15 protein-coding genes are annotated in these 20,842 nt (G+C 50.9%); 1 reads left to right on the top strand and 14 read right to left on the bottom strand.

The annotated features are described in order from the left end of the window. Nucleotides 1–7 precede the first annotated feature (7 nt). Nucleotides 8–1,273: a glycerophosphodiester phosphodiesterase family protein gene (locus AC5E51_RS14015; protein WP_491778725.1), complete on the top strand. Its 1,266-nt coding sequence runs from the start codon at nucleotides 8–10 to the stop codon at nucleotides 1,271–1,273. Nucleotides 1,274–1,335: 62 nt separating this feature from the next. Here the strand turns inward: AC5E51_RS14015 and AC5E51_RS14010 are convergent, their stop codons facing one another. From AC5E51_RS14010 to AC5E51_RS13945, 14 genes are all read right to left on the bottom strand, one after another. Continuing rightward, nucleotides 1,336–1,893 carry a DJ-1 family glyoxalase III gene (locus tag AC5E51_RS14010; RefSeq protein WP_076514714.1) on the bottom strand — a complete coding sequence of 186 codons (558 nt, stop codon included), beginning with the start codon at nucleotides 1,891–1,893 and terminating at the stop codon, nucleotides 1,336–1,338. A gap of 1 nt (nucleotide 1,894) precedes the next feature. After that, on the bottom strand, nucleotides 1,895–2,728 hold the full coding sequence (locus AC5E51_RS14005) for an EamA family transporter (protein ID WP_301388746.1): 834 nt from the start codon (nucleotides 2,726–2,728) through the stop codon (nucleotides 1,895–1,897). 1 nt (nucleotide 2,729) lies between these two features. Further along, nucleotides 2,730–4,259 (bottom strand): PhnE/PtxC family ABC transporter permease, encoded by a 1,530-nt coding sequence (locus AC5E51_RS14000; RefSeq protein WP_491778724.1) that lies wholly within the window; start codon nucleotides 4,257–4,259, stop codon nucleotides 2,730–2,732. A gap of 1 nt (nucleotide 4,260) precedes the next feature. Beyond that, nucleotides 4,261–4,929, bottom strand: coding sequence for an ATP-binding cassette domain-containing protein (locus AC5E51_RS13995; protein ID WP_491778723.1), 669 nt, complete (start codon nucleotides 4,927–4,929; stop codon nucleotides 4,261–4,263). A 2-nt stretch (nucleotides 4,930–4,931) separates the two neighbouring features. Beyond that, a complete protein-coding gene (locus AC5E51_RS13990; protein ID WP_491778722.1) occupies nucleotides 4,932–5,789 on the bottom strand; it encodes a putative selenate ABC transporter substrate-binding protein in 858 nt (285 codons plus the stop codon). Nucleotides 5,790–5,792: 3 nt separating this feature from the next. Next, nucleotides 5,793–6,905, bottom strand: a complete 1,113-nt coding sequence (gene mnmH / locus AC5E51_RS13985) for a tRNA 2-selenouridine(34) synthase MnmH (protein WP_491778721.1) — start codon at nucleotides 6,903–6,905, stop codon at nucleotides 5,793–5,795. Between the two features lie 2 nt (nucleotides 6,906–6,907). Next, on the bottom strand, nucleotides 6,908–7,957 hold the full coding sequence (gene selD / locus AC5E51_RS13980; protein ID WP_491778734.1) for a selenide, water dikinase SelD: 1,050 nt from the start codon (nucleotides 7,955–7,957) through the stop codon (nucleotides 6,908–6,910). Between the two features lie 743 nt (nucleotides 7,958–8,700). After that, on the bottom strand, nucleotides 8,701–9,636 hold the full coding sequence (locus tag AC5E51_RS13975) for a hypothetical protein (protein WP_301378538.1): 936 nt from the start codon (nucleotides 9,634–9,636) through the stop codon (nucleotides 8,701–8,703). Next, a complete protein-coding gene (locus AC5E51_RS13970; RefSeq protein WP_491778720.1) occupies nucleotides 9,633–10,349 on the bottom strand; it encodes a M48 family metallopeptidase in 717 nt (238 codons plus the stop codon). The genes AC5E51_RS13975 and AC5E51_RS13970 overlap by 4 nt, the downstream gene beginning before the upstream one ends. Nucleotides 10,350–10,385: 36 nt before the next feature. Further along, entirely contained in the window at nucleotides 10,386–13,706 is a 3,321-nt protein-coding gene (locus AC5E51_RS13965) for a type I restriction endonuclease subunit R (protein ID WP_491778719.1), read from the bottom strand. A 501-nt stretch (nucleotides 13,707–14,207) separates the two neighbouring features. After that, a complete protein-coding gene (locus AC5E51_RS13960; RefSeq protein WP_491778718.1) occupies nucleotides 14,208–15,581 on the bottom strand; it encodes a KAP family P-loop NTPase fold protein in 1,374 nt (457 codons plus the stop codon). Further along, on the bottom strand, nucleotides 15,581–16,816 hold the full coding sequence (locus AC5E51_RS13955) for a restriction endonuclease subunit S (RefSeq protein ID WP_491778717.1): 1,236 nt from the start codon (nucleotides 16,814–16,816) through the stop codon (nucleotides 15,581–15,583). Before AC5E51_RS13955 ends, AC5E51_RS13960 begins: the two co-directional genes overlap by 1 nt. After that, on the bottom strand, nucleotides 16,806–18,356 hold the full coding sequence (locus AC5E51_RS13950; RefSeq protein WP_491778716.1) for a type I restriction-modification system subunit M: 1,551 nt from the start codon (nucleotides 18,354–18,356) through the stop codon (nucleotides 16,806–16,808). Before AC5E51_RS13950 ends, AC5E51_RS13955 begins: the two co-directional genes overlap by 11 nt. A 1,008-nt stretch (nucleotides 18,357–19,364) precedes the next feature. After that, complete coding sequence (locus AC5E51_RS13945; protein WP_491778715.1) at nucleotides 19,365–20,567, bottom strand: bifunctional metallophosphatase/5'-nucleotidase; 1,203 nt, start codon at nucleotides 20,565–20,567, stop codon at nucleotides 19,365–19,367. Nucleotides 20,568–20,842 lie beyond the last annotated feature (275 nt).

Below are 20,842 nucleotides of genomic sequence, written 5' to 3'. Positions count from 1 at the left end.
GTTAATAATGAAATCCCTTCTGACCTACGCTCTGGCATCTCTGATGCTGGTTGCCGGCTGTGCCACCCAAGCTGGCCCTGATCACCGCAACAGCCATTTTGGCAAATGGTTCTTCGGTAAGTTTTCTGAAACCCAGATCGGCCCACGCCCTTTCTACCTTATCGAAGACATGGACGAAGGCGAACTCAAAGATAAGCTGAAAAGCTGTGACACTGGTCCTTTCTTCCAGAGTCGCTTCTCAATCGGCCACCGTGGTGCACCTCTGCAATTTCCAGAGCACACGAAAGAATCCTACGAAGCGGCGGCAAAAATGGGCGCAGGCATTCTTGAATGCGACGTAACCTTTACGAAAGATCGCGAGCTGGTGTGCCGCCATTCACAATGCGACCTGCACACCACAACGAATATTCTGGCAACGCCACTGGCTGAAAAATGTTCAGTACCGCCTGAATTCGACAGCAATGGCATGCTCACCAATGCAGCAGATATCACCTGCTGCACCAGCGACATTACCCTCGCTGAATTCAAAAGCCTGCAAGGCAAAATGGACGCGGCAGACCGCACGGCAACCACCATTGAAGGCTACATGAATGCCACAGCAGACTACCGCACAGACCTCTACGCATCGAAAGGTACCCTGCTGACCCACGCAGAAAGCATCCAACTGTTCAAAGAACTGGGCGCCCACTACACACCTGAACTGAAATCCCCTTCGGTAGAGATGCCGTTTGAAGGCGACTACACCCAGGAAATGTACGCTCAGCAAATGATCGACGAATACCGCGACGCCGGTATCCACCCACGCAAAGTCTGGCCACAGTCGTTCAATTACGAAGACGTAAAATACTGGATTAATAACACCTGGTATGGTCGCCAGGCGGTTTATCTCGATGGCGTTTACGATACCAGCGTGACACAGGCACAGATGGAAGAATGGGTTGATGAAGGCCTACGCGTTCTGGCGCCACCTATGTGGATGCTGCTGAACGTGAACAGCGACGGCGAGATCGTCCCTTCACAGTACGCGATCAATGCCAAAGCAGCGGGCCTGAAGCTGATTGCCTGGACACTTGAACGCTCTGGTCGCCTGACGGACAACGGTGGCTGGTACTTCCAGTCGGTGAATGGCGATGATGGCGGTATGGATGTGATCGATAACGACGGTGACGTTATGACAGTGCTCGATGTTCTGGCTCAGGATGTTGGCGTTATCGGCGTTTTTTCTGACTGGCCAGCGACCACGACTTACTATGCAAACTGCATGAACCTCTGAGGCTCACGCGTATACCACGCGTAAACACTAATGCGCTCCTGAGAGAATTGTTCAGGGGCGCATTAAACTAATAAACCGTCCGCGACCTGGTGAGACACCTCTTCCCCGCACAGCTTTGTCACCAGAGCTAAAGCAAACTGCATTGCACTACCGGGCCCCTGGCTGGTCATTATATTGCCATCGATAACAACCACCTCATCACTCGGCATGACTCCGACCGTTGTCAGATCTTCTCTGAACCCGGGATAAGCCGTCGCTGATTTGCCTTCGAGTAAACCATGACACGCCAGAACAACGTATGGCGCAGCACAGATGGCTGCAATCAGTTTACCGCTACTGTGTTGTTGTTTGAGGAGGGAGACGAAGGCTTCGTTATCCGAGAGATTCTGCGCGCCCGGCATACCGCCCGGCACCATAATCGCATCCCAGTCTTCTGCGACACACTCACCAATGAGCTTGTCTGCAACCAGACGGACACCTCTCGAGCACTCCACTTCATGGCCTGGCGCCACCGAAGCCACCGTGACGTCGACCTCCGCTCGGCGCAGCACGTCGATGATAGTGACGGCTTCCAACTCTTCGGTACCGTCTGCGATACCGATCAGAACCTTCTTGTTCATTTCACACCTCGGGCTGAAGAATTACCGGAATGCAGGCCAGAATCACAATGCACCAGAATACCTGCGCTTTTGTTATGGCCTCTCTGAACAATAACAAACCACCTAATAAAGCTCCAACAATGCCGACACTGCGTTTGACGGTCTCAACAATCCCCGCATCCAGACCGTCGAGCGCAAGCCACTGAAAGACAACGGCACCAACAAAGATCAAGAGAGCAGGTATCAGCCTTAACGCCTGCCCCTGTAACCTTGCCGGGGTTTTCGTTGTAAAGGCGTAAGTCGCAATCAATAGCGCCCCTAACGTTGTTTGCACGACACCATGAAAGAAAGGCCCACTGTGCTCCAGCGCCTGCTTATCAAAGACAATACCAACGCCCCAGCCAAAGCAGACCAGCAACATCAGAAGAAAAGGCTTTCCCTTAACATGGTGCAAACCGCCCTGCGCACCACCGATCGCCACCACGGTAACTAGCATGGCGAGCCACTGGTACACGCTCAATGATTCATCCAACAGCCACCCTGCAGCCAATGTCGAAATCACCGGCGTCAGTGCCAGTACTGGAATAACCTTAGCCACATCCCCCAGCTTGAGCGCCGTAATAAAACCAACTGCCGCCATTGCCGCAAGTGCAGCCGCTACCAAAGACGGAAGCCAGTATCCAGCCGACACGGTGGAATCAGAGGCTATAAAATATGCCGCAAGATATAGAGGGATCGCCCCGACATTGAATGCCAGAGTCAGCGCCAGAGGCGTCTCGTTGGCGACCAGTTTTTTACGTGAGAGATCAAACAGCGTCCAACAGATGGCTGAAATAAAAAGAAAGGCAATCGACATACTACATCCGCGGTGTTTTTAAACCGGCCGCTTTACGCAAGCGGCGAGACAGGCTATCCACGATAACATTCAATGCTGCGGCGACAAGGATCAGGAAAAACGCTTTATCGAAGCGGATCTCCTCAAACGCAGAGTCAACATAAAAGCCCAGCGTCGCAATACCCAACACGCCCATCATGGCACTCTCACGCATGATCACTTCCCAACGGTAAAACAGCAGAGCCAGAAACGCCGGGTAACGCTGAGGCAAGTCCTGATAGAAATAGCGCGCTAACCCAGAGGGAGAATCCTGCCTCTGCTGAGCAGCCGCATCCTGACTGTGATTAGCAAGAAGAAACGCAATCAGGCCGCCATTATGCAACGCAAGCGCAAAAATCGCTGGCAAGGCCGAAGGGCCAAACAGCAACATAAATAGGTACGCCAACATCAGCTCAGGGACAGACCTCAATACCAGAAGTTTAAACCGCCCTACCCAGTAATACCGCCCGACAAGCCAACGACTGGCGAACGGATACCAGGCCAGCGCCATTACCCCACTGAGAACCAGCGCCGCTTGTGTAATAGCAATCGTCTGTATCAGTGCAGGACCAACTTCATCAGCCAATACATTGCCGTACCAACTCATCGCGCCCGGAAGGTCGCCGTTCAGTAATGGGCTGGGCCATAAATCCTGAGTAAAAAACTGCCACACGAAACTCGCATTCACGGGCGGCATTTCTGGCAGCATAAACACAGCGCCCAGCAGATAGGCTGGCAAGAGCTTTTTGTAAAACCAGAACCTGACGGTGCCTATCAATAACAGAAACACCCAGAATACCGCCGCTGCTTCGCTGTAGTCTCCCTGACGGAAAGCGGTCTCCAGATGAAACCCTAATGTTGGCAGGCCAATAAAGCCCAGAATCGCACTCGACCGCAGTGCGCACTCAAAGCGGTAACGAATATATGAGCGCATGGCTGGCCAGGCCTGTGGTATCCATCCATAAAAGAAACGGCTTAAACGACTGGAGCCTGCAAGTGTATCGACCGTCGCAGAAGACTGCTGATGAAAGATATCTGAAAAGACTTTCGCAAAAATGCCTGCGAAAGGAATAATAATCGCCAACAAGCCCGTTAATGCACTGAGACCAAATACCTGCATAAACAGCAGGCCCCAGAAAATTTCATGCACCGAGCGGATAACGGCAGAAAATACTCTGACCACACGCCAGTGAAACCAGATGGCCAGTAACACGCCTAAGGCTGCCGACACTGCCACAGCGAGCAAGGCAAAACTGACGGTATGCAGTGCAGACATCAGAAGCTCATTCGCGTCCGGCCAGAACGGCGTCACCATTCCCCAGCCTATGCGGGTAAACTCTTCCCAGGGGTCAGGCTGATACAGAAAAATATCGGCGAAGAACAAAGAAACAATGGCAACAAGCACAAACCACAGACTCAGGTCCCGAAAGCGTGCGCCGGTAGATTTTTTGCCTTTAGGCTTTTCAGCTTTAGACTTTTCACCTTTAGCTAGGGAAACACTCTTACCGCCCATGTCAGGCATCCTGATAAACGGTTTCGAGGGTACTGAGATCCAACTCTGCCGCTTGCCAGTCGCCGAAAATGCGACCGTCTTTTAAGGCAATAATGCGATCAAAATGCTTAGCCGCTAATTCCGGGCTGTGAATGGCAACGATCGCCGTCGTATGTTGCTGAAGCACGTGCATCAATAATTGTTCGCCCTGCTCGGGGTCAAGCGAAGACACGGGCTCATCACCCATAAATACAGACTTATTGCGATACAGAGCACGCCCGAGCGCAACACGCTGGCGTTGCCCGCCAGACAACTGATCCGGCGAGTTCCAGAGTTTATCTTCGATACCTAAGGTACGCGCAACGCGAGCGACTTCTTCACGACGAGCGGCCCAAGGGCGAATGAGGTTGATGAGATTATAAAGCGTCGAAAAGCGGGATAACCCGCCCATATAAATATTCTGATAGGTGGAAAACAGATCCACCAAGCCACTTTCCTGCGGGCACAAAGCAACGGCGTCAGGCTGCTGCTTCCATAGAAGCGAAAGTAGCGTTGACTTACCCGCACCCGATGGGCCCACAAGAGCGACTTTTTCACCGTCACGAATTTCCAGACTAATGTCGTGCAGCACAAGCTGATCATCGTGCGCAAAAGACGCTCCGGTAAGCTGGAACATGGCCTGACCCGGCATGATTAATCCAGCAGGCCGATGGCTTTGCCTGTACGTTCAATCGGGGCATAGTCATCGTTGCTCGCAGGAACAAACGACTTACGCGGGAAGCTCGCGAGCAGATCTTCGTCTTTCATATCCAGCAGCGCGGTTCTGACTTTTTCTTTAAAGCCCTCGCCATAGCGGGCGTCGACATCACCACGAATCGTCCACTGATAATCCGGATAGGTAGGCGTCGTCCAGATAACTTTAACTTTATCTGTGTCGACCTTGCCTTCTTCCACTTCGGTATCCCAAACGCTGTAGTTCACCGCACCGACCTGGTACACACCACTCTGTACCTGCGCAATAGTACGGCTATGATCACCCGAGAAACCAACGCGGCTGAACAGTTCATCAGGGGATGCATTAAAGGCTTCACGGATAAAGAATTCAGGCATGAGGCGGCCAGAGGTAGACCCCTTTGAACCAAAGGTAAACGTCTTGCCTTTAATATCCTCTGGCAGTTCATCAGATGCGTCGATCTCAGTGCTGGTGTTAGCAATGATGTAAGTTTTAAAGAACTGATCTTCATAGCCTTGAGCAATAGCTTCAGACCCCTCAACCAGTGCGCGCGCCTGTACACCAGACAAACCACCGAACCAGGCCAGCTGTACCTGATCATTGCGGAATGCCGTAATCGCCGCAGGATAGGATTTTACCGGGATGTATTTTACATCCACGCCCAGCTGCTCTGACAGGTAGTCTGCCACTTTACCGAAGCGTGCATTCAGACGGCTTTCATCGGCGTCAGGAATGGCCGTAAAGGTAAAGGTTTCGGCGACGGCCGCAGCACTCATCAGTAAGCCTGCTGCGGCTGCAAATACAGAACGGAACATCATTATTTATCCTTTTAGATCAGATACAGAAAGAGAATTCAGATAATCACGCACTTCATCGAAGGAGCCGCGCATGGCCAGGCGCCCCTTTTTACGGGACAGCTGGTATTGATACATAGGGTCGTAATATTGCTCAAGCAGATGCCCAATCCATTCACGATGTAATTCAGGGTTACCCTGCTCGTGTTGATGAATAGCACGTTCTAGCAATTCGGTAATCGCGCGGTGACGAACTCCGCCAAGACGCCGCTCCACTTTACTCATGCTCTGACGCAGGTCATCAGCGAACGCCGCAAAACCCTCGTCGGTGCCAAGCGCCTGCTGCCACTCGGTTAGTTTATTCAGAATGTAATTGTTATAGCTGTGCTCAACGCGGGACTCAAAGCTCGCTTCAACGATCACAAGCGACGCCTCCACCATTTGATTGCGTAAGGTTTCGGGCAGTGCACAACGCCCGATTAACAAGCTCTCGTCTTCGAGAATAACCGGCATATCCGCTTTAAATTCTTCGTGACGCAGCAAATCAACCGCGAGAGCATTCTCAAATCCGATCTGCGCAGGCTGGCCACCCGGGCGTTTACCGAACGTACTGCCTCTGTGATGCGCCAGCCCCTCGAGATCAATACTTGCCGGAACCTGCTTCAGTAATTCAGTTTTTGCACACCCCGTCTGCCCTGCAACCACGACCAGGGGTTTCTCAACCACAACGCGTTCGAGAGTATCGATCAGAAAGCGTCGCATGGCTTTGTAGCCACCGGTAATGCGTGGGTATTCGCAACCCGCCTCTTTCAGCCATTGCTGCGTAATCTGACTGCGCAGACCGCCACGAAAACAATACAGATAGCCTTCCGGGTTAGACTGAGCAAACTCAAGCCAACGCTGGATCCGCTGCTCTTTGATGTCACCCGATACCAACTGATGGCCGAGTTTAATGGCTTCATCCTGGCCTTTCTTTTTATAGCAGGTACCGACTTTCGCACGCTCCTGATCCGTCATTAACGGCAAGCTGACCGTGTGGGGAAAAGCGCCCTTTTTAAACTCCAGCGGCGCACGGGTATCCATCATCGGAGTGTCCGATAAAAACAGCGTTCTGAAATCAGCAGTATCCGGGCGGCTCATTATTAACTTCCTGTTTTAATCGTCACACGCACGGCTGAGCCAGAACCAGGCGCAGAGCCACTGACAAGCTCACCAATGCAGTCACTCTGCAAACCCTCAGCGGACAGAATCGCCTCGACTTCGGCTGCCTGCTCAGGGCGCACGGCGATCAACAAACCGCCACTGGTTTGAGGGTCGCAAATGATGGCGCGCTGTTCGTCTGTCATTTCTGAAAGCTTCTCGCCGTAACTCTCGAAGTTACGCTCAGTACCGCCGGGCATGGAGCCCTGTGCGATGTAGTCTTTCACCGGCGCCATCACAGGCAGCGCATCATAGTTAATCTCAGCGTCTACGCCACTGCCCTCACAAATCTCCAGCAGGTGCCCGCCAAGGCCAAAGCCGGTGACATCCGTCAGTGCTTCAACACCATCAACGGCAGAAATTTTCTCACCGACCTTATTGAGAATGCACATGGTGTCACGTGCCAGAAACTCGTGCTCTGGCTTTAAAATTTTCTTCTTCTGAGCGGTGGTCAACACACCGACACCCAAAGGCTTCGACAGATACAACTTACAGCCAGCCGTCGCCTGATCGTTCTGCTTCAGCTTATCGATATCAACGATGCCCGTAACCGCCAGACCAAAGATCGGCTCTGGCGCATCAATGCTGTGACCGCCAGCAAGCGGGATACCGGCATCGGCACAGGCCTGACGGCCACCATCGACAACGCGCTGTGCTACTTCTGGCGCCAGCACATTCACCGGCCAGCCGAGAATCGCAATCGCCATCAACGGCTTACCGCCCATGGCATAGATATCCGAAATCGCGTTGGTCGCGGCAATACGACCAAAATCGAACGGATCATCCGCGATCGGCATAAAGAAATCCGTGGTACTCAGTACCGCCTGGCCGTTGCCTATGTCATACGCCGCTGCATCGTCTTTCGAGCTGTTACCCACCAGCAGATTCGGACTATCAGGCAGCGTCAGCTGAGACGCCAGAATCGTATCCAGCACCTTAGGCGAGATCTTGCAGCCACAACCCGCGCCGTGGCTGTACTCAGTGAGACGGATAACAGATGAATCAGACAAGACAGAACCCCAGTTCATACAGACGAAGGCCGCATGATACCTGAGGGCCGTGAAAGGTTGTAGGCGCGAATCAGCCGAAGGCTACTCGCGATTACGCCGTGACCACACCTTGTAAGAGCGCTTCAGCCAGCTTGCCTGGCTATGCGCGAAAAACTGACAACGCCATGAACCCTGTAGGAGGGAAGCTTCTTCCCGACAACCTCACCACCCAAGCAAACGTTGTGCGATACCCACTGTACTCTCGACACTTCACATTCATTGTGGAAGCGAATCAGCCGAAGGCTATTCGCGATTACGCTGTGACCATCGCCCCCGTAGAAGCGCGTCAGCCAGCCTGCCTGGCTATACGCGAAAACCTGGAAGGGCTACCCCTTGTAAGAGGGAAGCTTCTTCCCGACACCTTCCCCACGAGAATCGATAACACAGACTAATTCACCAAACTCCTTGTGAGTCACATTCCTTGTGGGAGCGAATCAGCCGGAGGCTATTCGCGATTACGCCGTGAACATCGCCCCCTGTAGGAGCGCTTCAGCCAGCTTGCCTGGCTATGCGCGAGAACCGAATAAACCCTATTATATCCAGCTGCGTGGCCTATCCGTTTCAGTTGCAGGTTTATTGGGATAGGCTTTGCAACATCACAGCCTTACCAGACCAATTGGAAAGCTCTGCTGTTCTAAGCCCATTCGGTCTTCCATGAACCAAAAAGAGTTTGATTGTTGCTGCTCTCATTCCGTTCTCCTTAAGCAGAACCAGTAGCGTTTCCTTGGGGGAATTTGAGCACCAAGACTTAGCGCTCTCTCGAATTTATCAATGGTTGCTGGAACATATCCGTCCATCCAACCATCATTCGCTAACTTCAACCACAACTCCAATCCTAGCTGTTTTGAATTTTCATACCCTGCCAATTCAAGGTCTTTAAGAAAGACGTCTGGGTCATAGGCCATATCTTCTGGCTCCCAACTTCGGCCACAACGACGTAGTGCCTGAGGGTCAATAAACTCTAGCCCCTGAGTAACATTCTTAAGATACTTTCGGTCTACAACTGATCCATTGACGTGGCATCCATTCCGGCATGCTATTGACACACACGCAGCAAGGTAGGCCCGGCACTTCCAGTAATCGTACGACCACGTTCCGGTCAGGTGAAAACGCCTAATAGGTTCATTACCCAAATAACCTATCCTTTCTTCGATAAAGAACAGTGCGTCAGAGCGCGGGCTCTTCGACGATGGAATAATAACTTTCCCCCAGAGTCGGCCGGCCTCGTCTGACTCACGAGCCAACCTCTGAATAAATTGCTCGAAATCTGCAGGGTATTTGTAGAAATGATGAACTTCATAAATCTCGTCAGAAACGCCATCCAGCCACTCACGCCGCACAGCGAATAGATCACAAGCATCTTGTAAAATCTGCTCAGTAAGTTTTTCAGTTAGAGCTTCATCGCTGCTTACGTCCTTTACCGTCAAACCATGATCAAAGAAACGTGGAATCTGATTTCGGTGTACACCGTGATGCTCAAATAGCGCTATAAAGCGCGTTGGTAGCGTCGTTTCAGCTGCCCAGCGACCATACTTTTCGATAGTCTTTTCACGCTCTTCTCGTTCACGTTTCCACTTCAGAAAACGCAGAAAATATTCCCAAGCCTTGAATAACGTACTCACAAAAACAACTTCCCTGCCATTTGATCTAATCGCTCTTTCGTGCTTTCCCAGTTCGGCATGACCTGCCCCATCAGACGATAAAACCGCTCACTGTGATTGTGTTCAGCGATATGGCACAACTCGTGGAGAATCACATAGTCGATGCATTCCCGTGGGGCTTTTACCAGATACGGATTCAATGTAATCCTGCCATTAGGCGAACAGCTCCCCCATTGAGTCTGCATAGTGAGCACTCTCATCGGTGGTCGTTCTTCAACCCAAAGCGCTTGCTCCAATACGGCATCCAGACGCTTGGAGAAGGTTTCTTTTGCCCGCAGCCGATACCAGTCTTTTAAAAGTCCAGAGACTTTGTCCTGTGACTTACTTCTGACCGTCACTTCTATCGAACCGCGCAGCAGTTTTACTGACTGCTTCGCCTCAGAATCTTCAATCACTTTGAGCAGGTATTGCTTACCCAGATAGTAGTGGCTCTCGCCGCTCACAAACTGACGTGGCTGATAGTCTGCTAACTGAGTTCTGAACTCAGAGAGCTGCTGATAAATCCACCGGCCACGCTTTTTCACGGCTGCAAGAACCGAATCCCGGCTGGCGGCTTCTGGTGCCAACACAATAACCCGGCAATCCGGATACACCTTAATCAATACTTTTGAACTTTCGGATGGCCGGGCCAAGCGGGTAAACGAGATTTTTTCGTCACCGTAATAAAAGCTCATTAACTCGCCCTTGGGGCGAACTGGCACGTTCATAGGTTACTTATTGCTCAGGCCAACACGAGTAATCTGCACGATCAGCTCAACCATCTTTTTCACTTTATCCAGCCCTGCGCCAACGTCTTTGCAATACTTAAACAACATCGGCAGCAACTTAGTACGGATGTCAGCCTCAATATTCTGAGGGTTAATTGAGTTCTCTGCGACGGCAGTTTCTACCTGACGGTCTACCTCAAACGCCAGTTCTACCCAGTGGTTCTGAACCTGCTCATCCATCACTGCCAATGCCTCTGGCAGTACCTTCTTGAAGATACCAAAGTACGCCTGTGCGTGACGGTTGCCCGAGAAAGAATCAGGCAGATCATCCAGGCGCCGTTCCTGCACCTGCTCTTCAAAGTCACGGAACAACATGTACTGCTTCAACGGATGATCAAACAGCGCCTCGGCCTCTTCAATCGCCTGACGCAAAAGCTTGGAGAACTCCTCCTGCGCGTAAGGGTCATCCTGAAGATCCTGCTCAATCATCTTCGTAACACGGGTTTTGATGATGTCGGTTTCGTTGCGGGTCTTATTGTCAGTCCAGTTTTCTGGTTCCTGGCTTTTACCCATATTACCGACGTCATACTGGCCACCGGGCTCGCGTACTTCAACACCCACCACATGTTTGTCGATGAGTTGTTTTACTTTTTCTGCATATTCATCGTAATCAATCCGCTCGCCCGTATCGCGCTGAATGGTCTGACGAAGAGACGTCATGGCTTTCAGGGTTTCTTTGTAATGGTGGCGATCTTCATCGGTGAAGCTCTTGTCTTCAAAAAAGGTTACGGACTGCAACGCGACCTTGAGGCAACTGGCGAAGGCCGTCAGCGCCTGATAGAAGTCTTCACGTTTTTTCAGGTTTACATCGACCAGTTCGCTTTGTTCGCCGGGCACTGACGATTCTCTTTCTTCTATCTTGGGCACCAATGCCTGGCGCATAGATTCAGTATCAGCTTTGTTCTTCACCCCATCGAAGATCGCCCATAGCAGCTTATACAACTGCGGTAAGCGTTTGTATTCCGTGCTCATCTGGTTGTAGAGGCCAGCAATATCGTCGATGTCGTAGCCGCCTTGAGTGCGCGAAGCCAGATCCTGATATTTCTGTATCGTGGTATCCAGCTCAGAGAGAATCCCGCGATAATCGATCAAATAACCAAACTCTTTCTTCGGGTGCAGGCGGTTAACACGTGCAATGGCCTGAATCAGGTTGTGCTCTTTTAACGGCTTGTCGATGTACAAAACAGCGTTCTTTGGCTCATCAAAGCCCGTGAGCAGCTTATCCACCACGATCAGCAGCTTAAGCGAATCATCCTTATCAAAGCGTTCGATCAGATGCTTAGTGTACGTCTGCTCATCTTGTGAACCAACGTGCTCTTTCCACCACTGCGTCACTTCTGGTGTACCAGATTCATCCACCGCCGTATTACCCTCGCGGGTATCCGGTGAACTCATCACGACTGCCGATTCAAATAAGCCTGCTTCATCAAGGTATTTCTTATAGCGAATCGCCGATGCTTTGCTGTCGCAGGCGAGCTGAGCTTTCAAGCCATCGGGAACGTTCTTCACAAAATGGTTAGCGATATCCAGCGCGATCAGATGAATACGCTCATCGGCACCGTATACCTGCCCTTTCTTTGAGAACTTACGTTTAAGGTCTGCCTTCTGCTGATCTGTCAGGCCTTCAGTAATGCGCTCAAACCAACGGTCAATCGCCCGGTCGTTTACATCAATATCGGGAATGCGCTCTTCGTATAACAAGGGCGTCACGGTTTTATCTTCTACCGCGCGCTGCATGGTGTAGGCATGCACAATCGGGCCGAACTTATTAGTGGTTTTATCGTCTTTTAATAGTGGCGTACCGGTAAAGGCCACGAAAGATGCGTTGGGCAGCGCCAGCTTCATACGAATATGGTTTTCACCGCCCTGGCTGCGATGGCCCTCATCAATCAATACGATCAGATCAGCACTGTCGTTATGGCACTCAGGCAACTTGGTGGCTGAGTTAAACTTCTGGATCAGCGAGAACATGATGCGCTCGTTGCCTTTGCCGATCTGCTCTGCAAGGCGAGCACCCGACGTTGCCATCGCCGCGTCTTTGTCTTTCGACGTTGCCAGCTCACCACCGCTGGCGAATGTTTTGCTGAGCTGAGTTTCAAGGTCGACACGGTCAGTAACAACCAGAATCCGGCACTGTTTCAGGCTATCGTGAAGAATCAGCGCCTTACTCAAAAACACCATAGTGAACGACTTACCCGACCCCGTGGTATGCCAGATGACACCGCCCTCGCGGCCGTTTGTTGAATTACGAGTATTGATCCGGTCAATTAAGCGTTTGATGCCAAACACTTGCTGATAACGGGCAACAATTTTGCCGACCTTCTTGTCATACAAAGTGAAATAGCGGGTCATCTCAAGCAGTCGCTCTGGGCTGAGCAGACTGATCAGAATCTTATCCTGCTCAGATACCGCAAGCTCACCACTACTGATCAAATGCTCGTACCAGTCCAGATCGTCCGGGTTACGATGGCCAAACAGCCCTGCTTTTGTGGTGTCATCCAAACGACGATTCTTGATAGCGAACATCTCAGCATCCGAGATGTCTTCTTCACGCCAGGCTGCCCAGAACTTCAGAGGCGTGCCACAAGTGCCATAGCGGCCATCAATACCGTTAATCGAGAACAGTAGCTGGCTATATGCAAACAACTGTGGGATTTCATCATGGCGCTGATTCCGCAACGACTGCGAAATACCGGCTTCAATCGTTGGGCCTTTGCGGCTGCTGCCATCCGGGCGCTTGGCCTCGATAACAACTAAAGGAATGCCATTTACAAAGCAGACGATATCCGGGCGGCGGGTATCCTGCGCCGACGAACCCGCACCGCCCGAGCAGGTGACAATAAACTCTTCGGTAAAGGTAAAGCTGTTATTAGCGAGATTCTGCCAGTCGATAATGGATATGGTCGGGTTGGCTTTACGGCCATCGACAAACTCAGTGACAGATATGCCGTACAGCAGGTGGTTATACAGCCGCTCGTTGGCGCGTAGCAGACCTTCGTTCAGGGCTGGGCTGCAGATCTCCGCAATCAGGTTATCAATGGCTTTTGCCGACAACGAATGTGTCTGCCCAGCGAAATTAAAGGTACGCTTTTCGAGTTCGGCCCGCAGAACATCCCGCAACACCACCTGATCGTACTTGCCACCACGCTTGGCCAGAGCCTCAGCAGGAGAGAGGAACGACCACCCAAGACTGGTCAATAGCGTCAGTGCGGGTAACTTGGCACTGTATTCTTCCTGAAATTTGGGGGCCTGCTGAACAGCCATTACCAGTACTCCGGTTTGGTGATGGGTTACTTCCTTTACGCCACTTTATCACTGATGCCGGTGGCTTTCCTTATAGCAGAAATGAAAAAACCGCCCGAAGGCGGTTTCTTCGCCCCAAGCAGTAGCCAACTGAAGACACTGCAAGGGGTGAGTCGTGAAAAAATTATTGCCCAACACATACCTGGAGTCAAATCGTTGTGCCATAAAGCACTAGCGGCCTCCCTCCCCCTCCATTTGAACTTGTAAGCAATCTTTACAGGTTGAGTTCTGATCAAGTTCGCCTTCGTCATAAACAGCGCGTATATGCTGCATCATCTCTTGCGGAGTCACTTGATAAAGATCAGCCATGGCGGCTTGAGGCAACCACAAGGTATCCGACTCAAACCGACATTCGACCCAAGAATGGCTGTGATCTGTTCTAAACACCAAAACTCAGCGGCCGGTGGTGTCGATGGTTGATTGGTCATTTGAAGGCTCCCCTATAGGTTGGTAACGATTATGTTACCGACGCTGGCCAGAAAGACTTAAAACTGAGAAAACGTCTTTAATGGGCTCCCAAGGGTCAAAGGGCGCTCCCATTCCATCAAAGAAACGACTAAAGTCGTTCCTCCAACATTCCCGAAAAACATCTTCCTCAGGTGTGAACATCTCTGATGAATACGTAGCGTTCTGACCCAAAATCACACCTAGTGTCAATGCATGTTCTCGCATAAATCTAGACACGTCATACTCAGGTAAAGTGGTAACACCAAAACATTCAGCTACCACCTCTGCCTTTGTTCGTCCCGATTGTATGTCTCCATAGATATCTTGTCTGAAACAAAATACGAGTACAGCGAAGACTCTTAACAGGCAATATCCGTAAGGTCTATTCGAGTCCAAACCTTGTGAAAGAGAATGATAGATCGCTAAGTGTCTAGCTAACGTTTCCACCTCTCTAAGAGATAGTTCGTTGACTTGAATCAAATGACTAACATATCTAAACAGAGCTTTGTTAGGGTCATTTAAATCTGTATCAGATAAAACTGTGCTTGAGGACATTAGTTTCAGAAAATGTTCGACTGATGCGAGTAGTTCGTCCTCGTAATAACCTGATCGACCATAGACCTCCGCTGGTAGCTTAATACTGAACTTCAGAAACTTATCTAAGTATCGCTGAGCATCTACAGTAGAACCGTAACTGTGGTTAATGGCGGCACGGAGTTGTCTGGTATTAGTGACCAAAACGAACTTTACGTTTTCAACGTCGAAGGTATGTTTAATTACTTCGAGCATATGTACAGCAAAGTCTGGGCGGCAGCGGTCAAGCTCATCAATAAAGATCACAATAGGTGATTCGTTTGCTAGCTCAGCCAATGTGGTTTGCAGTGCTATAAGATTTTGCTTAGCTTTTTCGTGATCTTTCAGAACCGCAGCAACTGAAGCGTTAATGGCTTTATTGGCCGCATCCTGAAGATGTTCTTCAACACCGTCGGCAATTTCACCTGCTTCCTGTTTCAGAACATGGCTTACTACAGCCTTTAAAGCAGTTTTTAAACCATAGCGAGCCACCGGAATGGCTTTCTGCATAAAGCCTTCCTTTTTCTCTCCTTCAGGAATCAGAGCTGCGACTTCAGCCAATATGGTCATCAGCGGATCATCGGCATGATCCGCCTGGAATGCATCAACATACACCAACTGATAGTTTTCATGCTCTGCTGTGAACTTGTTCATCAGCTTCTGGCAGAACTCGGTTTTACCCGTCCCCCAATCGCCGTCAATGACCATAGGCGAAATATCAACTGGGGATGTCAGCAACTTGATCAGATTATCGGCAATACCGACCCGATTAAAGTCATCCCTGGTTTGAAACGTCAGTGCTTCCTGCTCGCTCATCAGGCTATTTCCTCTTCTGCGGTATTAACCCGACGCTTACCCGTCAATAACTGCTGCATCAGGGCTTTCTTCTCTTGCTTCAAGGCATCCAGCTTTTGTTGCAAAGCAGTGATTTCCTGATCGGCGGTGGATAGGACTGCTGAAATTTTTTGTTGTTCTTCTAATGAAGGAATCGCAACCAAACAGTTGCTGATTTCACCAAGATTGATTTTCTTGGGGAAGGCCACATGAATCGTTCTTTTCCATAACTCTGACCGGAATATGTTTGAGTTGATGTACTGGGTCATATATTCAGAGTCAAAACTCTCAGAAGCCTTTACAAGGGCCAAGCTAACGTAAAAAGATGCCCTCACATCCCAATCAAGGTGCTTGGCTGTACCTATGTCTCCAATACGAGTCATCAAAATATCGCCCCGTTCTAGCTTTACCCTTTTATTCTCCTTATCGAAAACCTCTTCAGAAATGAATTTTGTTTTTGAAAAATCATTTGCGGTCAAATGCTCAACGCTATAGAACGGAACGCCATCTTCGACGTATTTGGGAGTTGAGTGCGTACCATCAAAAATATTGGTTAACTGGCCCAACGGCAGCACTTGCCACTCCCCACTAAACCTAACTCCATTCTCATCCAGCAGGCGCTTCTTGCCGGTGAGCAATTGTTGCATCAGGGCTTTTTTCTGCTGCTGGCTGTTGACGAGTAGTTGTTCGGTGGTGGTGATGGCCTTATCCCAAGTGGAGAGGATTTGGGCGATTTTCTTTTGCGTCGGGAGCTCAGGGAACCAAGCTTTCGCATCTAGTATTTTTGAAGGAGATGTGTGCCTGACAGTAGTTCCTGATGCAGACGACTTAATAGTATTTCTTACTAAATCAGAGTTCAGAATGTAACAGAGGTACTGTTTGTCTATCTGATCATCTTGGATCGTTACTAATCCTATCCGTTGATTGTGTAGAACTGCCTTTTGTGATTCCAATATTACTGCGTTGCCAAGGATAGCCATATTCTTTGTTAAATCTGTCATGACTACCAATAGGTCGCCATTCTGCAGAACGTAATCTGTAGGAATGGGGCCTTGGTAGTACTTGGTATTCTTACCAAAGTACAATTTCTGATCTATGTGGAAGTTTCCTGGGGTTAATAGGATGTGCTCTCCCTCCATTTCAGAAAAATACCGACCTTCGAAAGCGTAACCATGCTTGATAGTGGCAAATTCAGCAATCTTACGCTTACTTTGCATAACCAAGCTCCTCCAGATACTTGGCCATCTCAGTTTCCAGCTCGGTCAGTTGTGCTTTCAGCTGCTCACGCTCTGCACGCACGGCCATCAGGTCAATTTCTTCCTCTTCTTCAAAGGTATCGACGTAGCGCGGGATGTTGAGGTTGTAGTCGTTCTCTTTGATTTCTTCAAGGCTGGCGACGTAGGCGTATTTATCAACGTCGGTGCCTGCGTGGTACGTCTCGACGATTTTGGCGATGTTCTCTTGAGTGAGCAGGTTTTGATTTTTACCGGCTTTGAATTCGCGGCTAGCGTCGATGAAGGTGACGGCTTCTTCGGTTTTGTTGGTTTTGAAGATCAGTATCGCGGCTGGTATGCCGGTGCCGTAAAACAGCTTTTCTGGCAGGCCGATCACGGCGTCAAGCATATTTTCGTCGATCAGTTGTTTGCGGATTTTTCCTTCGCTGGAACCACGGAACAGTACGCCGTGTGGCACGACCACACCCATACGTCCGCCCTTCTTACCTTTGGATGCGGGTTTGAGGGTTTCGATCATGTGCAGAATAAAGGCGTAGTCGCCCTTGGTTTTTGGCGGCACGCCACGGCGGAAGCGGCTGAACTTGTCGTGCTCGGCTTCGTCGTGACCCCACTTATCGAGGCTGAACGGCGGGTTAGCAGTCACGATATCAAACAGTATAAGGTCGCCGTTTTTATCGAGCAGTTTGGGGTTACGGATGGTATCGCCCCACTCGATTTTGTGGTTGTCTTCACCGTGCAGGAACATATTCATTTTCGCCAGCGACCAGGTCGAGCCGATGGCTTCTTGCCCGTAGAGGGCGTATTCCTTACTGCCGTGGTTGGCGACGACTTTGCGGCCGCATTTCATTAACAGCGAACCAGAACCACAGGCCGGGTCGCAGATGCTGTCGCCGGGTTGTGGGTTGAGCAGTTCGGCCATCAGGTCTGAGACTTCGGGTGGTGTATAAAACTCACCGGCTTTCTGGCCACCGCTGGCGGCGAAGTTTTTAATCAGGTATTCGTAGGCATTACCGATGACATCGAGTGTGCCGACGCGACTGGGCTTGAGGTTGAGGTCGTCTTTGGCGAAGTCTTCCATCAGGTGGCGCAGGATGGTGTTCTTCTGTTTTTCTTCACCGAGGCGGTCGGTGTTGAAGGAGATGTCCTGGAACACGCTTTTACCGGCGTCTTTGAGCTTGGTGCCGTTGGCTTCTTCGATGGCGTGCAGTGCCTGATCAATGCGCTCGCCGTTGCCGGGCTCGTGGCGGCGTTCATGCAACGCATAGAAGCTGGCGGACTTAGGCAGTACGAAGCGCTCGTTTTTCATCATCTCGTCGATGAGTTCTGGCTCGTCGCCGTATTCTGCCTTGTAGCCGTCGTAGTGATCCTGCCATACGTCTGAGATGTACTTGAGGAACAGCATGGTCAGGATGAAGTCTTTGTAGGTGTCGGCGCTGATGGTGCCGCGGAAGGTATCGCAGGCGTTCCAGAGGGCTTTGTTGATCTGATCCTGATTGATGAGTTCTTGCTGGGTTAGGCTCATGTGTACTGCTTCGTTTTTTGTTAGGGATGGCTGAGGGCTTGTTGCGGTGTAGATGGCTTCCTCTGCCTTGATAGACCGAGTATACCGGGTGTGGAGGTGAGGTGCATGTGTGGGATTGGGTCGGGGAGAAGCTCCCCTCCTACAGGGGGTAATTAGCGTCGGTCGTGCAATACCGGGGATTTCGTAATCGCGAATAGCCTTCGGCTGATTCGCTCCGACAGAGAGAAGAGGTAATTCGCTCACTCAAGGTGATTCCAATCCAGATATCAAAAAGCGGGGCTTTGAAGGTTTCGCGCATAGCCAGGCAAGCTGGCTGAAGCGCTCCTACATAGGAAGAGGAGTCGTAGCGTGTGCGTAGCTCCCCTCCTACAGGCGGTGAATAGCGTAGGTTGAGTCATACCGGGGGATTCGTAATCGCGAATAGCCTTCGGCTGATTTGCTCCCACAGAGAGAAGAGATAACTTGCTCACTCAGGGCAATTCCAATCCAGATATCAAAAGGCGCGGCTCTGAAGATTTCGCGCATAGCCAGACAAGCTGGCTGAAGCGCTCCTACATGGAGGGAGGAGTCGTAACGGGAAGAGCGTGCGTGTCGGGGAGAAGCTCCCCTCCTACAGGCGGTGATTAGCGTAGGTCGTGCAATACCGGGGATTTCGTAATCGTGAATAGCCTTCGGCTGATTCTCTCCCACAGAGAGAAGAGGTAATTTGCTCACTCAAGGTGATTCCAATCCAGATATCAGAAGGCGCGGCTCTGAAGATTTCGCGCATAGCCAGACAAGCTGGCTGAAGCGCTCCTACATGGAGGGAGGAGTCGTAACGGGAAGAGCGTGCGTGTCGGGGAGAAGCTCCCCTCCTACAGGGGGTGATTATCGTAGGTTGTGTAATACCGAGGATTTCGTAATCGCGAATAGCCTTCGGCTGATTCGCTCCCACAAAGAGAAGCGGTAATTCGCTTCCACAAACGGGAGCCGAGGCTCCCGTCTGTTGCTACTGGTGTGAATCAGCGCTTAACGCGGTACACAGCCAGCGCCGATGCTGTGGTTGCAGCCATCGGCATCAATAAAGAGCTGGGTTGAATACTCTTCAATCGGCAGCTTCTGAACCTGCTGGCCGTCTTCAGTCAGTGCCTCAACATAGTTGATAAAGCCCTGCGCGTATTCGGTGTAGGTATCTTCATAATTACCTGCATCAAACGGTACGCTGAAGGTGGTGTAGCCATCCTGCCCTGACGCGATGAAGTCGTTGGTGACTACGCGATAGGTTGCTGCTGGGTTAATGGCAGCCCAGGTGCCTGCAACCTGCGAGTTCACCTCGACATTGCTGACACGGCTGCCTTTTGCCTGTGATGCATCAATGTCATAACGCAGGCCTGATGCGTATGGATACGAGCCACTTGAACCTTCATTATCAAGGAAGTTAGCCAACGCATCTTCGAGGACGTCGATGATCTGCTGGCCTGTCATATCCAGAATCACGAGTGTGTTCGAGAAAGGCAGCAGCGTGAAGGCGTCGGCAATAGTAACGTCACCTGCTGGCAGATCAACACGCACACCACCACCGTTCTGGATGGCGATATCCGCAGTCGGCGTTACCGTCAGGAAGGCTTTTGCAACGACGTTTGAGATATCAGAACCGTTCTCATAAGTTGCCGAAGTATCACAGATAGTTGAACGACCCTGACCCGGGATACGCTCAAGGCAGAGGTCTTCGGCGTTGGTGCCGATCACGGTCTGTTTGAGTACATCAACGTCTTCGTCGTAAACATCCAGAATGGCCTGAGTCGTCGCATCTGGCTGGATAGCGACGATCTCGTCTTCTTTGGTCAGAGCGCTGGTCACACGAGTAACGTCTGCGCCAGTAAGAACACGCGTTTCATCGTCGTTGTATTCGTATTCGTAAGTTGTGCTGATTGGCATATACGGCTGACCAGAACACGCTGTGACGTTACCGTCAGTATCGAAGTCGACATCCAGTTTGCCCATCAGGTGGGCGTATTCCCACGCCTGTACCACACAAACGGTATTACCACCCGCGTCGGTGACAACCGTTGGGTATTCGCCCTGTGTATTAAAGCCCAGCTGTGAGAAGGTCTCATCGCCCAGCAGGGTGTGAGAGTCACCGCCAACAATGACGTCGACGCCATTCAGCGCCGCGGCCAGCTCGAGGTCATTGGCGTATTGATAGTGGGTCATCAGGATGATTTTGCTCACACCCATGCCAGTCAGTTCATCGATGTACTGCTGAGCCGTTGTTGTTTCGTCAGAGAAGGTCGTGCCGTCATCCGGGCTCGATGAGTTCTTCGTTTTACCCGCAATGTCGATGCCGATGATGCCGATCTTCTGACCTTCGCGCTCAACGATGGTGTAAGGCTCAATGTAGCCTTCAGCGATGGCTGAGCCTTCTGCCGGGTTAACGTTCGCTGCCAGTGTTGTGATCTGCTACCACTTTCGTGGACACTTCAGGCACACGCCCTTGAATAATTTTC

This window comes from Thalassolituus sp. (assembly GCF_984348125.1).
Note: the sequence above shows the minus strand (reverse complement) of the source record. Positions and strands in the feature narration are given on the sequence as shown.